The organism is Actinomyces procaprae (assembly GCF_004798665.1).
GTDB classification, from domain to species: Bacteria; Actinomycetota; Actinomycetes; order Actinomycetales; family Actinomycetaceae; genus Actinomyces; species Actinomyces procaprae.
The window spans coordinates 1,931,770-1,950,781 of sequence record NZ_CP039292.1; the positions used below are offsets into that span (position 1 = coordinate 1,931,770).

At 68.8% G+C, this 19,012-nt stretch carries 12 protein-coding genes; 3 read left to right on the forward strand and 9 right to left on the reverse strand.

What is annotated here, in order from left to right:
* Positions 1-608: 608 nt before the first annotated feature.
* The 5 genes from hemW to glf form a co-directional block, all read right to left on the reverse strand.
* Positions 609-1,889, reverse strand: coding sequence for a radical SAM family heme chaperone HemW (hemW, locus tag E4J16_RS07770; RefSeq protein ID WP_136193187.1), 1,281 nt, complete (start codon positions 1,887-1,889; stop codon positions 609-611).
* Complete coding sequence (trmB, locus tag E4J16_RS07775) at positions 1,886-2,794, reverse strand: tRNA (guanine(46)-N(7))-methyltransferase TrmB (RefSeq protein WP_136193186.1); 909 nt, start codon at positions 2,792-2,794, stop codon at positions 1,886-1,888. The genes hemW and trmB overlap by 4 nt, the downstream gene beginning before the upstream one ends.
* A 79-nt stretch (positions 2,795-2,873) precedes the next feature.
* The gene (locus E4J16_RS07780; protein WP_136193185.1) at positions 2,874-3,758 is read right to left on the reverse strand and encodes an MOSC domain-containing protein; all 885 of its coding nucleotides are present in this window, start codon (positions 3,756-3,758) and stop codon (positions 2,874-2,876) included.
* Positions 3,759-3,840: 82 nt separating this feature from the next.
* A complete protein-coding gene (lepA, locus tag E4J16_RS07785) occupies positions 3,841-5,712 on the reverse strand; it encodes a translation elongation factor 4 (protein ID WP_136193184.1) in 1,872 nt (623 codons plus the stop codon).
* 143 nt (positions 5,713-5,855) lie between these two features.
* Entirely contained in the window at positions 5,856-7,010 is a 1,155-nt protein-coding gene (gene glf / locus E4J16_RS07790) for a UDP-galactopyranose mutase (RefSeq protein WP_136313697.1), read from the reverse strand.
* Positions 7,011-7,319: 309 nt separating this feature from the next.
* Between glf and E4J16_RS07795 the strand changes: the two genes are divergently transcribed.
* Positions 7,320-8,054: a LytR/AlgR family response regulator transcription factor gene (locus tag E4J16_RS07795; protein ID WP_136313698.1), complete on the forward strand. Its 735-nt coding sequence runs from the start codon at positions 7,320-7,322 to the stop codon at positions 8,052-8,054.
* The gene (locus tag E4J16_RS07800; protein WP_136313699.1) at positions 8,051-9,391 is read left to right on the forward strand and encodes a sensor histidine kinase; all 1,341 of its coding nucleotides are present in this window, start codon (positions 8,051-8,053) and stop codon (positions 9,389-9,391) included. Before E4J16_RS07795 ends, E4J16_RS07800 begins: the two co-directional genes overlap by 4 nt.
* Positions 9,392-10,188: 797 nt before the next feature.
* Here the strand turns inward: E4J16_RS07800 and E4J16_RS07805 are convergent.
* From E4J16_RS07805 to E4J16_RS07820, 4 genes are all read right to left on the reverse strand, one after another.
* Positions 10,189-11,277: a glycosyltransferase family 2 protein gene (locus tag E4J16_RS07805; RefSeq protein WP_168708138.1), complete on the reverse strand. Its 1,089-nt coding sequence runs from the start codon at positions 11,275-11,277 to the stop codon at positions 10,189-10,191.
* Between the two features lie 141 nt (positions 11,278-11,418).
* Positions 11,419-12,042 carry a hypothetical protein gene (locus E4J16_RS07810; RefSeq protein ID WP_136193179.1) on the reverse strand — a complete coding sequence of 208 codons (624 nt, stop codon included), beginning with the start codon at positions 12,040-12,042 and terminating at the stop codon, positions 11,419-11,421.
* An 87-nt stretch (positions 12,043-12,129) separates the two neighbouring features.
* Complete coding sequence (locus E4J16_RS07815) at positions 12,130-14,547, reverse strand: glycoside hydrolase family 3 C-terminal domain-containing protein (protein ID WP_240038064.1); 2,418 nt, start codon at positions 14,545-14,547, stop codon at positions 12,130-12,132.
* Positions 14,548-14,661: 114 nt separating this feature from the next.
* Positions 14,662-17,586: a glycoside hydrolase family 3 C-terminal domain-containing protein gene (locus E4J16_RS07820; protein ID WP_240038065.1), complete on the reverse strand. Its 2,925-nt coding sequence runs from the start codon at positions 17,584-17,586 to the stop codon at positions 14,662-14,664.
* Positions 17,587-17,854: 268 nt separating this feature from the next.
* On the opposite strand from E4J16_RS07820, the gene E4J16_RS07825 reads away from it, so the two are divergent.
* The gene (locus E4J16_RS07825) at positions 17,855-18,640 is read left to right on the forward strand and encodes a hypothetical protein (protein ID WP_136193177.1); all 786 of its coding nucleotides are present in this window, start codon (positions 17,855-17,857) and stop codon (positions 18,638-18,640) included.
* The last annotated feature ends 372 nt before the right edge of the window (positions 18,641-19,012 follow it).

A 19,012-nucleotide genomic window follows, 5' to 3' on the forward strand; every position in this document is an offset into this window, starting at 1 on the left:
GAGCCTGTTAACCCCGAAGTGGCGTTGCAGACGGCGAAGTGGCGTAGCAGACGGTCCCGCTTCCGGGCGCCGGAGCTGTCGGCAGCCAAGTGCAGCCAGGCCAGGCGTTCTGGCGTGGTGAGCCGGCGCCGTGGAGGTTCAACCCGCGTCCTCGAGCGCTCCGCCCGGCCGCGGCGAAGACGCCCCCACCGGCCTGAGGACGCCCTCGCCGGCCCGAGCACGCCCGCGCCGGCCCGAGGACGTCCTTGTGCGCCCGACAACGACCTGCGCCGGTCGAGCACGTCCTTGTAAGCCCCAAACCCTCCCGCATGTGGAGGGTTTGGGGATGACGAGGACGTTCTCGGCAGACCAGCACCCACCGAGCACGACCCCCTGAGCCCGAACACGACCCCGCCAGCCCGACATCGACCTCATCCGCCCCCGAGAACGTCCCCGCCAGGCCGACACCGACCTCACCGCCCCAACCACGACCACCGCGAACACCGCAACCCGGACCAAAGCCACCACGCCGGTAGCACCACACCCTCAAACCGGAAGAGCCGACAATGGGCAACATGGTGTCGCCGAGCTCGTCGTGGTCCGCTAGACGACCATCGCGGGCCGTCCCGTCAGTCGATGAGCCCGCGGGTCACCGTGTCCGCCATGAGCCGTCCGCGCAGGGTGAGCACGGCGCGTCCGGCCATGGCTGCGGCGCCCTCAAGCAGGCCCTCCCCCACCAGCCGGCCGACCACAGGCACCAGCCGGGCGGGAGTGCCGTGCGCCGTCGTCGGCTCGGGGCCGTGGGGTCCTAAGCGGGCCAATCCGGCCAGCTCCAGGCCCTCGCGCGTGCGGATACCGAGCATGACCCGCTCCAGCTCCCGGGACTCGGCATCAAGGATCTCGTGCCCGGCCACCGGCAGCCGCCCGGCGGCAACCCGCCCGGCCCAGGCCACCGGGTGCTTGGTGTTCCACAGGCGCACGTCCCCCAGGTGGCTGTGCGCCCCCGGGCCTGCTCCCCACCAGTCCCAGTCACGCCAGTAAGCCTGGTTGTGCACGCACTCGTGCCCGGGCCGCGCCCAGTTGGAGATCTCGTACCACTCGTAGCCGGCCCGGTTCAGCAGCGCGTCGGCCAGCTCGTACTTGGCGGCCTCGTCGTCATCAGTGGGCAGCGGCAGCTCGCCGCGGCGCACCTGCGCCCACATCCGCGTGCCCTCCTCGATCACCAGGGCGTATGCGCTCAGGTGGTCCGGACCGATCTCAACCGCCGTCTCCAGGGAACGCCGCCAGTCGTCCATGGTCTCCCCCGGGGTGCCGTAGATCAGGTCGAGGCTCGTCTCCAGTCCGGCTTCCCGCGCCCAGGCCACTACCTGGGGCACCCGCGCGGGGGTGTGAGTGCGGTCCAGGGTGCGCAGCACGTGCGGCACCGCCGACTGCATGCCAAAGGACACTCGGGTGAAGCCGGCCTTCGCCAGGGCCGCCAGGTAGCGCTCGTCGACGGTCTCCGGGTTGGCCTCGGTAGTCACCTCCGCCCCCGGGGCAAGCCCCCAGGTGTCCCGCACCAGGGTCAGCATGCCGGCAAGGTCCCCGGCGGGCAGCATGGTGGGGGTGCCCCCGCCGACGAACACGGTTTGCGGTGCCCGCGGCGGCAGGGCGGCCCGATCCATGGCCGCCCGGGCCAGGCGCAGCTCACCGGCCAGGGTGTCCACATAGTCGCCGGCCGAGGCCCCGCCTCCCATGGCCAGGTTCGTGTAGGTGTTGAAGTCGCAGTAGCCGCAGCGCACCCGGCAGTAGGGCACGTGCAGGTACACCGAGAACGGCCGCTCCCGGCCCGACGACGACGCCGCGCTCGTCTGCTCGGGCAGCACCCCCGCTCCGGGCAGGGCCTCCCCCTCCGGCTGCCGCGGCGTCATACTGCGGGCGCCTCAGGCCGGGGCGGCACCCACATCTCCCCGGTGCGCACCGCGGTCAGGTCGCGGATGGTGCGGCCGGCACGGATGCCCTTGTCCTCGAAGCGGGTCATCACCCGCCCCGCATAGCGCTGCGACCAGCCGCCGCGCACGCCCGCAGGGGACCCGGGGTCGAAGCCGTTGCCGAGGCTGCCCTCCTCGGCGGTCTCGGCGCCCAGGGCGGGGCGCGCCCCGGCGTCGGGGAAGCGGAAGTACGGTCCGGTGCAGTCCGCCTCCATTCCTCCCGGCAGGGCGGAGGCGGCCTCCAGCACGTCGCGCATCTGCCAGGCGTAGTCCGCCCAGTCGGTGGCCAGCCTCCACACGCCTCCCGGGCGGAGCACGCGGGCCACGGAATCGGCGAAGGCGGCGTTGACCAGGCGACGCTTGCGGTGCCGGGGCTTGCGCCACGGGTCCGGGAAGAACACCCACACCTCGCTGGCGCAGCCAACCGGCAGGGCCGTGGCCAGCAGCTGGGCGGCGTCGGCGGGCACCACCCGCAGGTTGCGCAGTCCCGCGCGCGCCGCGCCGGCCACGATCCGGGCGATCGCCGTCTCCCAGGCCTCCACGGCCAGGTGATCCACGCCCAGGTGGGATCCGGCGTGGGCGAGGATCGCCTCCCCCGCGCCGGATCCCACCTCCACGATCAGCGGGCGCAGCTGGCCCACATGCCCGAAAACCGCGGCGGGGTCCAGGCGGAAGGCCGGATCGACGGTGCGGATCGCATCGGCGCGCGGCACGTCGACGACGTAGCGGTCCCCGTAGCGTTCCAGGGCACGGGCCTGCGAGTCGGTCAGGCGGCCTCCTGCCCGCGAGTATGACCGCACCCGGGCGCGAATGGCGTGCGAGCGGGGAGGGTGCTGTTGGGGCACTGGACCGGTTCCTCCTGGTTGTGTGCTGGCTGTATTGCGGCTGGTGGCGACGCCGGTTGAGGCGAGGGGCACGCCCGGCTCAGCCGACCTGCTCATGAGCGGCCGCCTGCACGTACTTCTTGGTGAAGGGGGCGAGCACGCAATTGCCGAAGGCCTCGGAGTTGAGCAGCGCCTGGGCGTCGCGTGGGTCGTGGTGGGCGAACCAGCGGGCGCAGGTGACCCGGTGCCCGGGCGAGCAGGCCACCCGCACCCGATCGCCGACGCGCACAGTCCCCTCCTTGAGCACCTCCAGGTAGACGCCCACCCGATTGCGTGCAGAGAAGACGTCCACCCAGTCGCCGCGGCCGACCCCGCGCGCAAAAGTGGGACAGGGGTTGCGCACCCCGGTGACCCGCACCCGCAGCCCGTCGCCGTGGGGTTCGCCGATGGACAGCACGGCGCCGAGCTCGACGTCGTCTATGCCCCCGGCCGTGGCCGGTTCGATCACCAGGTTCTCCCCCAGCGCGCCGGGGCGGGCACCACCCAGCACCGCCGCCCAGTGCCGTTGCTCGACGGCGTCCAGGGCGTACAGGGCCTTGTGGAGGCCACCGTGGTGGGCGCGATCCGCCTGCTGATCGAGGACGATCCCGAGCCGGTTCACAGTCACCGGCCCGTCCAGAGGCGCCTTGTGGATGGCGGACACACCCGCCTCCCCGGCGTCAGGGCGCAGCCGCGACACGGCGCACACGGCGGCAACCGCCCCCACCAGATCACCCTCATGGAAGGGAGAGGGCTCATCACGGTGACGGCCGTCGGCGCCCGCATGGGGCCGGTCCAGACGCCGCGCGAGCGGGGTGGTCAGCTCGATGCCAGAGCCGTCGTCGGTCAGCGCGCCCTGAACCGTGCCGGTTAGAGCCCTGCCGGAAGTGACCGGGACGCCGTCGAACCGGTACTGGGCCCGCCCGCGCTCGCTTGCCTCGCTCATCTGTCCGCTCCTGACCTCCGTGTCCGCCGCTCACTCACCCTACTGCGAACCGTCCGTCCCGCCGAGGGGTTTACCGAGCGCGTCACTTGCCGGTCGGCTGATCCGCGCCGAGCACGGCGATGAACGCCTCCTGGGGGACCTCCACGCGGCCGACCGCCTTCATGCGCTTCTTGCCCTCCTTCTGCTTCTCCAGCAGCTTGCGCTTGCGGGTGATGTCACCGCCGTAGCACTTGGCGAGCATGTCCTTGCGCAGGGCCCGGATCGTCTCGCGGGCGATGATGCGGGTCCCCACGGCGGCCTGTACCGGCACCTCGAACTGCTGGCGGGGGATCAGCTCCTTGAGCCGGCGAGTCATCTTCTGCCCGTAGGACTGTGCCGAGTCCTTGTGGACAATGGCGCTGAAGGCATCCACCTTCTCCCCGTTGAGCAGAATGTCCACCTTGGTCAGGTCGGCGCTCTGGGTGCCGTCGGGCTCATAGTCCAAGGAGGCGTAGCCGCGAGTGCGCGACTTCAGGGCATCGAAGAAGTCGAACACGATCTCCGCCAGCGGCAGCTGATAGCGCATCTCCACCCGGGTCTCGGACAGGTAGTCCATGCCGAGCATGTTGCCGCGGCGCGACTGGCACAGCTCCATGATCGCCCCGATGTACTCGCTGGGGGTGAGGATGGTGGCGCGCACCACCGGCTCCTGGACGTCGCGGACCTTGCCCTCGGGGAACTCACTCGGATTGGTGACCGTGTGGACGCTGCGGTCCTCCATGGTGACCTCGTAGACCACCGAGGGGGCGGTGGAGATGATGTCCAGGTTGAACTCGCGCTCCAGGCGCTCCCGGATGATCTCCAGGTGCAGCAGGCCCAGGTAGCCGCAGCGGAACCCGAATCCCAGTGCCACCGAGGTCTCCGGCTCGTAGGTGAGGGCGGCGTCGTTGAGCTTGAGCTTGTCCAGCGCGTCTCGCAGCGCCGGAAAGTCCGAGCCGTCCACGGGGAACAGGCCGGAGAAGACCATCGGCTTGGGGTCTTGGTAGCCCGACAGCGGCTCGGTGGCCGCAGATGCGGCGGAGGTGACGGTGTCACCCACCTTGGACTGACGCACGTCCTTCACCCCGGTGATCAGGTAGCCGACCTCACCGGCCCGCAGTCCCTGCGTGGGAACCGGCTCGGGACTGATCACGCCGATCTCCAGCAGGTCGTGGACGGCACCGGTGGACACCATCTTGATGCGCTCACGGGCGTTCAGGGCACCGTCGACTACACGCACGTAGGTGACCACACCCCGGTAGACGTCATAGACGGAGTCGAAGATCATGGCGCGGGCCGTGCCGTCCGCGTCCCCTGACGGCGGCGGCACGGCCGCCACAATCCGGTCCAGCAGCTCGGGCACACCCGCCCCGGTCTTGCCGGATACGCGCAGCACCTCCTCGGGCTCGCAGCCGATCAGGGAGGCGATCTCCGCCGCATGCCGGTCCGGCTCGGCCGAGGGCAGGTCGATCTTGTTGAGCACCGGGATGATGGTCAGGTCACCCTCCATGGCCATGTACAGGTTGGCGAGGGTCTGGGCCTGAATCCCCTGGGCGGCATCCACCAGCAGGACGGCGCCCTCGCAGGCGGCCAGCGACCGGTTGACCTCATAGGAGAAGTCGACGTGTCCGGGGGTGTCGATCATGTTCAGCGCGTAGGCGCGGGGGACGCCGTCGGCTCCAGTGACCGCCCAGGGCATGCGCACCGCCTGCGACTTGATGGTGATGCCGCGTTCACGCTCGATGTCCATGCGGTCCAGGTACTGGGCACGCATGTCGCGCGGGGCGACGACGCCGGTGGCCTGCAGCATCCGGTCCGCCAGGGTGGACTTGCCGTGGTCGATATGCGCGATGATCGAGAAATTGCGGATCTGGGCCTGCGCGGTGGCTGCTGGGGCCACGGCGGCGGCCTGCTCGGACGTGGGGATCGGTGGCACGTGAATCGGTTCCTGGCTCTTCCTGCGGTCGGTGTGGGCGCCCGGTGGGCCGGTCACGCCGGTTCAAACGGCGTCTAGTCTCCCACGGACGGTCACCACCGCCCGGGTCGGATCAGTGTGAAATGCGGTGACGTGCCCGGCCCTCAGCCGAACCATGGCCGCACCCGCTGCTCGAAGCAGTCCAGGGCCGCGGCGATCGCCCGGTCCATGTCGAGGTACCGGTAGGAGCCCAGGCGTCCGCCGAATGCGACCTGCTGGGGCTCCACCTCCGCCGTCAGCCGCTGGTACTGGGCCAGCCGCGCACGATCCGACGGCGTGCCGACCGGGTAGTAGGGATCGTCGTCGGAGCCCGCCATGCGCGAGTACTCCCGCATGATCACAGTGGCGTCGTCGGGGTAGGTGCGCTCGGGGTGGTAGTGGCGGAACTCGTGGACCCGCGTGTAGGGGACATCGGCGTCGGAGTAGTTGATGACCGCGGTGCCCTGGTGGTCCCCGGTGGGCAGGATGTGGGTGTCGAAGTCGAGGGTGCGCCAGGTCAGGGCGCCGAGCCGCTGGTTGAAGAATCGGTCCAGGGCGCCGGTGTACACCACCGGCACCCGCCCGATGCAGGCGTCACGGGTCAGCGGGCCGTCAGTGCCCAGGAAGTCCTCCCCCAGGCGCACGTCGATCCGAGGCTGGTCCAGCATCCGCTCCACCCAGGTCCCGTAGCCGTCCACCGGTATGCCCTCGTGGGGATCGGAGAAGTAGCGGTTGTTGTAGTTCAGGCGCACCGGCAGGCGGGTGATGATGGCGGCGTCCAGCTCGGTGGGGTCTGTCTGCCACTGCTTGGCGGTGTAGCCGCGGATGAACGCCTCGTACAGGGGGCGGCCGATCAGGCTGATGGCCTTGTCCTCCAGGTTGGCGGGTTCGCCGGTGATCTCGGCGGCCTGCTCGGCGATCAGCGCGCGGGCGGCCTGCGGGCCGAGGGCGGCCCGGAAGAACTGGTTAATGGTCCCCAGGTTGATCGGCAGGGGGTAGATCTCACCGCGATGGTTGGCGTAGACGTGGTGCCGGTAGTCGTTGAAGTCGGTGAACCGGTTGGCGTACGCCCACACCCGCTCGTCGGAGGTGTGGAAGATGTGGGAGCCGTAGCGGTGAACCTCAATGCCGGTCTCCGCGTCCCGGTAGGAGTAGGCGTTTCCGCCCAGGTGCTCGCGGCGCTCTACCACGACCACATGCACCCCCAGCTCCTCCGCGGCGCGCTGGGCGACCGTGGCGCCGAACAGTCCCGAACCGACCACCACAAGATCCGCTTGCATTGGTTCCGCCCCTCCGTCGTCGCCCGGCGCGACCCTCCCGCCGACCGTCGCTCAGATCATCTGCGCGGGCCGACTCGGGTCAACTCGGGTCAACTCAGGTCAACACTGATCGATACTGACTTGCGTGCCGCGCACGTGGCTGTTTCCAGGGCCGCAGCCGACCCGCGGCGCCGGTACACTAACATGGTTGCAACTGTTACTTTCGGCGCTCACGAGAAGGCGCGCGTCAGCTGCTCCCCGGCCACCGCACCCCTCCGCGCCTCCTGTATCAGAATTCGTACACCGTGCTACCCGCAGCCGCCTTTGAATATGAACACGAGCCTCTCCCCCACAATCCGTGTCGGCATCGTCGATGATGACGCCCACCACCGCAACGTCGTGTCCGAATACCTCGACCGCTTCGGCCGTGAACGGCACCTCGACCTGCGCGTGTCCGGGTTCGACGACGGACAGACCCTCCTGGACGGGTTCCGCCCGGTCTACGACGTCCTCATGCTGGACATACGTATGCAGGGCACCGACGGCCTGGCCATCGCCCGGGCGGTACGGCGCGCGGACCCGAATGTCGTCATCATCTTCATCACTGCGGCGCAGCAGTATGCGATCAACGGCTACGAGGTCTCCGCCCTCGGCTACCTGGTGAAACCCTTCCCCTACGCCTCTCTCGCCAGGGAACTGGATCGCGCCCTGGAGGTGCTGCGGCGGCGGGACAGAGCCGACGTCGTGCTCAAGGACGGCCAGGGGCTGCGACGCGTGCCCATACGCGACATCGTCTACCTGGAGTCCTCCGGCCACCGCCTGGACGTGCACCTGACCGACGGCACCATCACCCTGACCGGTTCTCTCAAGCAGATGGAGCCGCAACTGGCGCCGCACGGGTTCTTCCGCTCCAACTCCTGCTACATCGTCAACCTGCGCCACGTGGTGGCAGTGCGAGAGCAGGACTCCGTGATGAGCACTGGACAGTCGCTACGCATCTCCCGACCGCGTAAGAAGGATTTCATGCGGGCATTGACCGAACACGTCGCCGGGACGCTCACGTGATTCAGGACGCCCTGCCGGACATCCCCCGCCTGTGGACGGCACTGGCCGAGTGGGGCGCGTGCCTGCTTTACGTGCTGGCCACCTGGCGGCCGCAGGACTCGCGTCGCCGTGGGATCGCCGTGATGACTGCGGCACTACCGTCCCTGTGCGCATACCAGGTCCTGGTCGCACGCCTGCCGATCTCGCTGTGGCTGGCGGGGATGCTGGGGGCCGTGGCCGCCATGTGGGGCATCCTGCACCTGGCGCTGAGCGGTTCGCTGCGGCGCTCCACCTACCTGGTGGTGCGTGCATTCGTTGCCGCCGAGTTGGTGGCCTCCCTGGAGTGGCAGGTGGAGTTGTTCCTCCTCGACAGCCACGCCGGCACGGCACCGGCGCTACTCTGCGTGCTCGCCGTCGACGGCGTCGTCCTGGGGAGCGTCTACCTGATGGAGCGCCCCAGGTTCCGCGCCGAGGTCGTGCCCACAACCGCGACCGTTGCCGGGGCGGCGGCGATCGCCGCCATCACCTTCGCCATGTCCAATCTCAGTTTCCTGAGCACGGCCACGCCCTTCTCCGGCCGTCTGGGAGCCGAGGTCTTCTACATCCGCACTCTCGTGGACCTGTGCGGGTTCATCATCCTGTACGCCCAGCGGGAGGTGGATCTGCAAAACCGGGCGTCCTGTGAGCTGGCCACCTCCGAGGCGCTGTTGCGGGCCCAGTATGAGCAGTACCTGACCTCCAAGCGCGCCATAGACATCGTCAACCGCAAGTATCACGACCTGCGGCACATGATCGCATCGGTGCGCGCCGAGCCGGATCCCGCGGTCCGGCTGGAGCGCCTCGGGGACCTGGAGGAGTCGGTGCGCCCGTATGAGGTGTTCGTGCGCACCGGCAACCCCGTGCTTGACGTGATCCTCACCGACCGTGAGCAGGCCTGCCAAGATGCGGAGGTCACCTTGACCACGATCGTCGACGGCGCCGCGCTCGGCTTCATGGCGGCCGCGGATCTGGCCACACTGGTGGGAACCGCCTTGGACAATGCTTTAGAGGCGGTTTCGCGCATTGACGACGCCGGTGATCGGTGGATTCGTCTGGACGTGCGCACCCGGCGTGGATTCGTGCTGATCGAGGTGGCCAATCCAGAGGGGCACGGGCAGGCCGTGGCCGCAGACGGCAAGCTCTCACGGCGCACCGGCGCGAGCAGCAGCACGCACGGCTACGGCCTCGGCGCCATTCGCGCGGCCGCCGAAGCTTACGGAGGGCAGGTCACGGCCGGGCAGAACCCGCAAGGCGCCTTCACCCTGCGCGTACTGCTGCCAATACCCTCCGCTCCCCCGCACCGATCTCGGTCGTTATAACCACCGAGATCGGAGGCCATCGACCAGAACGCGCTGCTTAAGAGCGGGGTTTTGCTTCGTGTGGTGCGGGAAAGTCAGGATGCTTACAGTCCATGGGGTTGGCCTGGGCGGCGCGCGTGGCACCCGCAGGTAAGCGGGCGGGCCGTGATGACGCGGTACCTGCGGCAAGGTCCCCGCGAGCAGGGCTCTAGATCAGGTCGCGTGAGTCGTTGGTGCTGGTAGGTCGGTGCCGACGATGTGGGTGGTGGTCTGTTAGCGGATGGCGAGTTCGTCGCATCTGGTGGCAACAGGGCCCCAGTCTGAGGGGGCTGCGTGCACCCGTCGAGCACGCAAGTCACCTTCGTGAGCACGCTCGCGACTTCGTGGGCACGTTCCCGCCTTCGTGAGCACGCTTGCGTCCTCGGGAGCACGCTTGCGCTGCTGGGGCGTCGTCCCGGAGCCGGGTTGCCGCCGCGGGCGCCTCCGAGCTGGTAGGCCTGTGTGCTCGGTGAGGATCGTTGTGCGCAGCCAGGCGCGTGGTGCCGTTTCCGCGATGCCGGGGCCCGGTTGCCGGCAGCCGAAGGGGGCGGGGTCTATTGCGCCGCCCGGTTGGACCGCCCACGCCCCGATGGACCGCTTACTTCCCGTTGGACCGCTCACGCCCCGTTGGACCGCTGTAACCAGCGTCTACGGCGGTCCAACGGGGGAACAGGGGTCCAACGGGGGAACAGCGGTCCAACTGGCAGGCTCCCCGAACACGCCCAGCCCCTCCAACACGCCCAGATCGGTATGGCACCGGCGCCACAGCGCCACCGTTCTCAGTTCAGGGCGAGTACCCGGCGGGCCACCTGGTAGCCGGCCACCGGCACCCAGTTGCCGGGACGCCCCGGCAATGTCATCAGCCGCCCCATGACGGAGCTGCGCACGCGCCGAGCCACGTCCGGTCGCTCGGTGTCCAGGCGCTCCCACAGCTGCCGCTTGATGGCCAGGTTACGTGGTGTCCGTGAGCGCAGCGCCATGGTGGTGATGACCACCGCGCTCATGGTGTAGATGTGCACCAAGTAGCGCAGCAGCGCCGCCGGTACCTCGCCCTCGCGGGGCATCGCCTCCAGCATGAGCGCGTTGACCCGATCGTGCTGGTCCAGGCGCGCGACGATCACGTCGTCCGCGACCGACTGCCCGGCCCTCCCCACCGTGTAGTAGTAGAGGTCCAGATCGACGTAGGTCAGCGTGCGCACATGCCGCAGCGGCTCGAAGGCGAACAGGTTGTCCACGTAGAAGCAGTGCTCGGGCAGCCGCATCCCGGAGCGCTCCAGCACCTCACGCCGGTAGGCGAGGGAGTGCATCATCAGGTACTGGTCGGGGCGGAAGCGCCCGACGTCGTTCCAGCCGCCGATGCGCCCGCTCGGTAGCAGGCCCCTGAAGCGCACTACGTGACGGCCGGGCCGGACCCCCCGGGGGCCCCTGCGGGCGGGCCCGTGACTGAGGCGGTACCAGGATGGTGTGCCCTCCCGGACGTATACGAAGTTGGTGACCACCAGGTCCGGTTCTGTACCCGCCCGGCGCCACGAGCGCAGGGAGGCGAGCAGGGCGCGCAACGCCCCGGGGTCGATGGCGTCATCGGCGTCGCATACCTTGACCCACGTGCCCCGTGCCGCGGCGACGCCGGTGTTGATGGCGCCCCCATGGCCCTTGTTGTCCTGGTGGATCACCTCGATGGAGCTGTGAGCCCCAGCATAGGCGTCGGCGAGCGCACCGGTTCCGTCGGATGCGCCGTCGTCGACGACGATGACCTCCACGGCGCCACTCCCGTCGTCTGCTGCGACGAGACTGGACAGGCAGCGGCCCAGGCAGTCCTCGGCATTGTAGGCGGGGACGACGACCGTTATGAGCGGGCTGGCGGGCACCGTGCGGATCTCCTTGCTCGGCGGAGTCAGCCGGCGTACCGCGGTCGCCGGGCAGGCGCCCGGCCCGCGCTCGAGGCGCTCCTGATGATTGACGTGGACGACACTACCGGACCCGGGCCCGGATCAGCGCACCGACGACGGCTAGACCTGTGCGGCACCCTCCGGCTGCGCCTGCTCGTCCTCGGGAACGCGCTTGAAGATGACCTTGAAGATCGGGAAGAACACCCAGAAGGAGATGGCCGCGTTGATGATCATGGTGAGCACGTCCGCGACGGTCTCACCGGTGGAGGCACCGAGCGTGCCCTTGCACCAGGAGTAAATGGGCTCCTTGTAGAGCACCTGGAGGGCCGCGGCCACGATGGTGATGACGACGTAGGCCAGCGCGTACCAGAAGGCGGCCTTCCAGATCGAGGAGTTCGACTTGAAGGTGATGGAGCGCTGGGCGAAGAAGTTGATCACCTGGGCGATCAGCAGCGTGATCTCGACCGCCAGGAAATAGGCCAGGCCGCCGCCTGAGCCGTCGGCCTGGATGGGTCCGGCCACGTAGTCGAACAGGTAGACGGGGCTACCACCGGATGAGCCCACCGGCAGGAACTGGAAAGTGGTGCCCTGCAAGGAGGTGAATCCGAAGATCCACCGGAACAGCGGCATCAGGATCAGCTGCAGCACGGTGACGCCGTTGGACAGGATGAAGAAGACGATGAACTGGGCGACGGTCTCATGGCGTTCTTCGAAGCGGTGCCACCAGGCGGTGATCGGTTTCATATGCGGTCTCGGTTCTCTAGTGTCTGTGTTTGCGATGGGAACTGTAGGGATACACGGATGCGGACCCGGGAGCGGGGCGCGGCGCGGTCAGTCAGAGGCGTCGAGCCTCCTCTGGGTGAGCTTGTCCTGACGCCGGTTGCGGAAGAAGCCGCCCACGATGGTGCGCAGCCCGTGCACGCCGCGCCCGTTGGTGAACTCGACGATGCCGTCGACCATCTCCTCGGACACCATGCCGCCGGTCATCTTGCCCATGGCGCGCAGCGGCATGTTGAGCATGAACAGCACGTTCAGGTCGGGCTTGCCGGAGGCGTCGGCCTTGTCCTTCTGGCGCTCCAGGACCTTGACGGCCAGCCTGCCGATGCGGCTGCGGCCATGGGCTAGGTCGGAGACCGGGCTGTTGCGGCCGACGCGTCCACTCGCATCAGGCTGTGGCACCGGTCGTCCCAGCAGGGCGGCGAACTCGGCGTCGGTGACCTTGGTGACGGTACCGTCCAGGTAGTGACCCAGCGCCGGGTCTGCGGGGGCGACCGGGTCGCCGTCCACCTCCCAGAGGGCCTCGAGCGGGAGGTCATCGGCGTTGCGACCCACCCGCACGGTCCAGGTGCCGGCGGGTCGCACCCAGCGGCCCGCGGTCACCGAGTAGCGGCGGAAGGTGTAGTCATCGAAGGGGATGGTCACGGTAGCCGTCTGCCCCGCCGCCACGGGGACCTTGGCGAAGCCCTTCAACTCGCGTACCGGACCCCACACACCCTCGGGAGCGGTGACGTAGAGCTGCACCACCTCGACGCCGTCGACGCCGGAGGTGTTGGTGACCGTCAGGTGCGCACCGGAGTCGTCCAGGGTCAGTCCGGAGTACTCGAAACTGGAGTAGGACAGTCCGAAGCCGAAGGGGTGGGCCACTGGGGTGCCGGTGGTGGTGTAGTAGCGGTAGCCGACGTAGGGGCCGTCCTTGTACAGGGCGAGCTCCCCCGTAGCCGGGAACCAGGCGGAGGTGGGGTTGTCCTCATAGCGCACGGGGTAGGTCTCCGCCAGGCGGCCGGAGGGATTGACCTCGCCGGTGAGCACCCGCAGCGCGGCGCCGGCGCCGGCCTGCCCGGACAGGCTCGTGTGAACCACCGCCCGGGTGTGTGACTCCCAGTCGGTTTCGACCGCGGATCCGGCGGAGACGACGGCGACCACATTGGGATTGACGCGGGCGAGGGCCGCAAGCAGTTGCGTCTGCACCTGCGGCAGACGCATGTGTGAGCGGTCAAGGCCCTCCGACTCGGAAAGTTCGTCCAGTCCGATGTAGGCCAGCACCACGTCGGCCCGCCCGGCCAGGGCGACCGCGTCGTCGAGCAGGGCCTGGTTCGGCTTGCCCTGACGGTCGTAGCCCTGGGCGTATCCGACCAGTTCCAGGCCGGTGCCGGCGATCTCCTCCAGGGTGGTCTCCAGCCGGGTCGGGTTGATCTGGGAGGAGCCCGAGCCCTGGTAGCGGGGCGTGGAGGCCATGTCGCCGACGACGGCGACGCGCGTTCCGGCGGCCAGCGGCAGGATTCCGTCCTGGTTGCGCAGCAGCACGATCGACTCCTCGGCGACCCGCCGCGCCAGGGCGTGGTGGGCGTCGGGGTCGAAGGTCGGCCGGCCCTCCGCACAGGGCACGGCCGAGGGCGCCGCCGCGGCCATGGCTATGACCTCGGCGGCCCGCGCGTAGACGGCCTCGCGGCTGATGCGTCCCTCCTCGACGGCGGCGACGATCTCACGCGCGGAGTGCAGACCCGGGGCGGGCATCTCCAGGGAGGAGCCGGCTGCGGCCGCTGCGGCGGCGTCATTGGACCCGCCCCAGTCGGAGACCACCAGCCCCGTGAATCCCCATTCCTCCCGCAGGATCTCGGTGAGCAGCTGGGGGTGCTCATTGGCGTAGGTGCCGTTGACCCGGTTGTAGGAGCTCATCAGTGCGCGCGGCTGGGCCTCGCGCACGACGATCTCGAATGCGGTCAGGTAGATCTCCCGCATGGTGGCCTCGTCAACCACGGAGTCGGAGGCCATGCGGCGCAGCTCCTGGCCGTTGACGGCGAAGTGCTTGGGCGTGGCCGCCACTGCCTGGGACTGGATGCCGCGGACCAGACCGGCCGCCATGCGCCCGGCGAGGATCGGGTCCTCCGAGTAGTACTCGAAGTTGCGTCCACACAGCGGGGACCGCTTGATGTTCATTCCCGGCCCCAGCAGTACGTCCACTCCGAGGGCGCGTGCCTCCCGTCCCAGTGCCTGCCCCATCCGCTCGGCGAGCTGCGGGTCCCAGGAGTTGGCGACCGTGGCCGCCGTCGGGAAGCAGGTGGCGGGTTCGGACGCGGCGATGCCGAGGTGGTCGCCGCTGCCCAGCTGGCGGCGCACCCCGTGCGGACCGTCGGACAGGACGAAGGACGGAATGCCTCGTTCGGGCAGAGCGCGCGAGTCCCATTCGGACGCCCCTGAGAGCAGGGCGGCTGCTTCCAGGAGGGTGAGTTCCGATGCGGTGGCGGTCACGACGTTCTCCATAATCCTTGAGGAACTGGCTGGGGGTGATGCGTGGTTCAGGGTGGCCGGACGGCCCAACCGGGGTGGGGCGGGGACGCCCCTGGCCCCACCCCGGTGTGCCGATTACTCGGTTTCGGCGCCCTCGGCGACGGCCGTTACCTCGGCCCGCCGCTTGCGGTAGCGCCGGATCGCCAGCGTCTCCAGGGCGATCAGGCCGATACCCAGCGCCGCCAGCACGCCCCAGGTCACGTACTCCCAGGAGGCGCGCTGCACCGCGGGCTGCCCGTCCTGGTAGATCCAGGAGTTGGCGACCGTGTACAGGATGTTGTGCGCGGCCTCCCGCATGGCGATCACTCCGGTGGCGGAGGTGTTCTGCACATAGTTGACGGTGATGTCGGTGGTGGCGAGCATCATGTCACCGCCGTTGCGGGTGAGCTGGTCGGCGTTCTGGTACCCGTAGCCGGCGAAGTAGTCCGTCAGCGTCATGCCGCGGAAGCCCCACTCGTCACGCAGTACGGTCTGCTGCAGCTCGGGCAGCGCCCCGGCGTAGGTGGTGCCGATGTAGTTGAAGGCCGTCATCACGGCGCCGGCGCCACCGTCCTTGATGCCGATCTCGAAGGGCCTGAGGTAGATCTCGCGGATCGCCTGCTCATTGGACCAGGTGGCCAGCATGTTGGTGCGGTTGGTCTCCTGGTCGTTCATGGCGAAGTGCTTGATGAAGGCGTATACGCCCAGCTCCTTGGCGCCCTGAATCTCCTGGGCCACCTGGTTGCCGGCCAGCACCGGGTCCTCGGAGAAGTACTCGAAGTTGCGTCCGGCGTAGGCGTAGCGGTGGGTGTTGGTGGCGGGCGCGTACCAGCCGGCCACGTCCATGTCATGCGCCATGGTGCCGATGGCGGTACCGAACTCGTGCGCCAGCTCCTGGTTCCAGGCGGCGGCCACGGACACCGCCGAGGGCAGGCCGATGGAGCCGACGCCGGTGAAGTTGTTGTTCAGCGAGGCGGGCCCGTCGACGTCGGAGACCCGCACCTTACCGACGGAGTCCACGGCCACGGAGCCGTAGCCGCCGTTGGCGATCAGGTTGTTCATTTCGCTGACGGACAGCTGGTCGAGCAGCTGGTCCCACTTGGCGTCGTCGTAGTCGAGCCCGTACATGTCCCCCAGGACCAGGCCGTTGTTGGCGCCGGTGGTGGGCATCTGGTCGGAGTCGTCGTCCAGCGCGGTGGAGTCGTAGTTGGAGTTGGCGACGAATGCCGCCAGGTGCTCCTCCGACATCTCCAGGCTTGCCGGGGCGGCGGTGGCCTCCTCGTAGTTCGCGAAGGAGTCAGCACGGGACAGGTAGGTGACATCGCCTGCGGCGGAGTCGAACTGGTTGGTGGCCACCGCGACGTCGCCGGCGTGGGTGTTGTCCGCGGAGTCGTAGGTGATGGTCTGGTCAACCGTGAGGTTCTGCTCGTCGATCACCGTGTGGGAGTCCGAGCGCAGGGAGATCGTGTACTCGCCCTCCTCCAGCACGTAGGCCTTGGCCCCCTGGTAGTCGTAGGAGGCCATCTCGTCCTCGTCGAAGGTGATCGTGACGGTCTCGGAGGCGCCGGGCTCAAGCAGGCCGGTCTTGCCGTAGGCGACCAGGTTGACCGCGGACTTCTCAATACCACCGTTCGTGTAGGGAGCGGTGTAGTAGATCTCCACGACGTCCTTGCCGGCCACGTCACCGGTGTTGGTGACGGTCACGTCAGTGGTGATGGCACCGTCGGCGTCGCGGCTGAGCGTGCCCATCTCCTGGGTGAAGGTGGTGTAGGACAGGCCGTAGCCGAAGGGGTAGACGACCTGCTCGTCGTAGTCGATGACGCCCTCGAGGGCGGCGGTCTCATACCAGCGGTAGCCGACGTAGATGCCCTCGACGTAGTTGACGAAGCCGGGGTAGGTGGTGGTGTTGGTGAAGGGTGAGGACTGGCCGTACTCCTCCATGTTGGTGTAGGTGAAGTCACCGAAGTTGTTGGCGGCCGGGGAGGTCTTCAGGTCCGCGACGAAGGTGTCGGGAGTCTTGGCGGAGGGGTTGACCTCGCCGTCGAGGATGCGGCCCAGGGCGTTGAAGCCCACCTGCCCTCCGGGGATGGCCCAGATGATGGCGTCGATGTCTGGGTCGGCGGCCAGGTCGGACAGGTCGAAGGCGTTGGCGCCGTTGTAGACGACGACCACGGTTTCGGAGTTGTCCTTGGCGAGCTGAATGAGGTCGCGCTCGGGGGCGGTCAGCTCCAGGTAGCCCTGCCCGTCGGCGAAGTCGGGCTGGTCGGTGGAGTTGTCGGTGTAGGAGAAGGCGCCGTTCGCGGCGACCTCGGCGTTGACGTCCAGCGGCAGGTCGAAGCCCTCACCGCCGGAGCGGGCGATGGTGACCACGGAGGTGTCGGAGAAGTCCTGGATGGAGGACACGAGGGAGTCCGTGTAGGCGTCGGACGCGGGCTCGGGCAGAGTCCAGTCGGCGGCGAACATGCCGACCTCGGGCCTCTCGGCGCGGTAGGCGGTGTAGAAGTCGCTCAGCGCGGTGTTGGTCTGGAAGCCGGCGTTGTGCAGGCCGTCCAGCAGGGAGGTCGTGGGGTTGTCCGGGGACAGCGATCCGGAGCCGGTGCCGCCGTAGACGGGATTGGTGGAGGCCCAGCCGAGTACGTTGATGGCGGAGCCGTCCTCCAGGGGGAGGGCGGCGTTGTCATTCTTGAGCAGCACCATGCCCTCGTCGGAGATCGTGTTGCCGAGCTCCTCCACGGTGGCCTTGGTCTGCTCGGTGAGTGTGCCCGAACCTGAGGAGAGGTCCAGGATGGTCTTCAGGCCGCCGTACATCATTCCGGTGACGGCTACCGCAACGGCGACCACCGCGGCGACCCAGGTGGTGGAGCGCACGAGCTTGCGGACCGGTCGGCTGAGCCGCCGCACGGCGATCGTAATGACGAGCGCTACCAGCAGCGCCACGCCTATGGCAATGAGCTGCGGCCGCAGACTCACCACCACGTTCCAGACGTCGTTCCAGTTGATTGACAACACTGTCGCAGACACCTCTCTGTGTTCCTCGCATGGGACTGCAAGGGGTGGGGCGGGGATGCTCACCGGCACTCCGCAGCCCGATTCACCCGAATACCGGGCATCCGGGGTCGCGTCCCGCCGGTGATTGACATGCAGCACTATTTCAGCCGATGCTGGCCCGCAACAACGTAGTGACCGCTGGATCTGTCGGTTCGGGCGCATAACCTGTCAGTGCGCGTCCGGGCACCGTCCGGGCGTGATGCCCGTAGCCGCCATCGCTGTGACCAATCAAGGAGGATGGATGGACACCGCGCACCTGCTCATCACGATCGCCACCTACGCTCTCAGCATCATCATGGTGGTGGCCACGGTCCCCCTGCTGCGGAACGGGGCCCGCCCTGAGAGGGCACGCATCACCGAGCCCCTGCCCGGGGCGGGGACAACCACCTACGAGTACCCCGTCCAGCGGCCCTCCGGCACAGTCCAAATCGGCCTGGTGATCCTGTTCGGCTGTGCCGGCATACTGCTCGTTCTGCTCGCCCTGCCCATGATCGACGATCTGAAGGCGGCTGGGGTCATCGCCGCGTTGGCGCTCATCTGCGTCGGCTACTGCTGCTACGACCTGGCGGCATATCGCAACGCCAGCCTCATCGACGCCCCGACTCTGGTCGCCGGCACCGACTGGCGTGGCCGCCCCCTGCAGATCCCCCACCAGGAGATCGCCTCTTTCACGACCACCGGGCAGCGCTCGTCGGTCGTCTACAACCGGCACGGGCAGAAGCTTCGGCTCAATATGACCTGGTTCTCCGCCCCCAACCTGGCCCTCTACCTACTGCGCGCCACCGCCGAGGGGCGCTTCCCGGGCAAGCGCCCGGGTGACCCGCGGGAGCTCAACCGCGGTCTGAACCGGGTGCAGTCCGCGCTGAACTTCCAGTGCGCAAAGCCCCTGCGGGAGGTACTGCTCCAGGGGCCGGCCGCCAATCCGGCGGCCTTCCGTCGTGACCCCACCGCGCCGGAGGGCACCGGCTGGACCGGCCCGGAGTACGAGGCGTGGGTCGGCGCGGTGAACACCATCTTCTGGAGCTAGGTCCGGTTGTGTGAGTGTATGGGTGGCGGTGCGCGGTCGGGTGCCCGTGTGCGTGGCCGTCGAGCCTGCCGGTTGGACCCCTGTGCCCCGGTTGGACCCCTGTCCCCCGCTTGGACCCCTGTCCCCCCGATGGACCGCCGTAGCCGCTGGTTACAGCGGTCCAACGGGGCGTGAGCGGTACAACGGGGCGTGAGCGGTCCAACGAGGCGCAAGCGTGCTCACGAAGGCGACTTCTGCTTCCTCCACGGGCGCACGCAGCCCACTCAAACCACGGCCCCGCAGCCACCAGACACGACCAACTTGCCATCCGCTACCAGACGCGCGGGCGCAGACAGACGGCTGTCCGCGCCCGCGCACCGTTCGGCTGAGCCA

Bases quoted from the DNA above. Each gene is read 5' to 3' on its own strand.
- hemW (WP_136193187.1), bottom strand. From the start codon at position 1,889: ATGACGCCGCGGCAGCCGGAGGGGGAGGCCCTGCCCGGAGCGGGGGTG.
- E4J16_RS07780 (WP_136193185.1), bottom strand. From the start codon at position 3,758: ATGAGCGAGGCAAGCGAGCGCGGGCGGGCCCAGTACCGGTTCGACGGC.
- glf (WP_136313697.1), bottom strand. From the start codon at position 7,010: ATGCAAGCGGATCTTGTGGTGGTCGGTTCGGGACTGTTCGGCGCCACG.
- E4J16_RS07795 (WP_136313698.1), top strand. From the start codon at position 7,320: ATGAACACGAGCCTCTCCCCCACAATCCGTGTCGGCATCGTCGATGAT.
- E4J16_RS07810 (WP_136193179.1), bottom strand. From the start codon at position 12,042: ATGAAACCGATCACCGCCTGGTGGCACCGCTTCGAAGAACGCCATGAG.
- E4J16_RS07825 (WP_136193177.1), top strand. From the start codon at position 17,855: ATGGACACCGCGCACCTGCTCATCACGATCGCCACCTACGCTCTCAGC.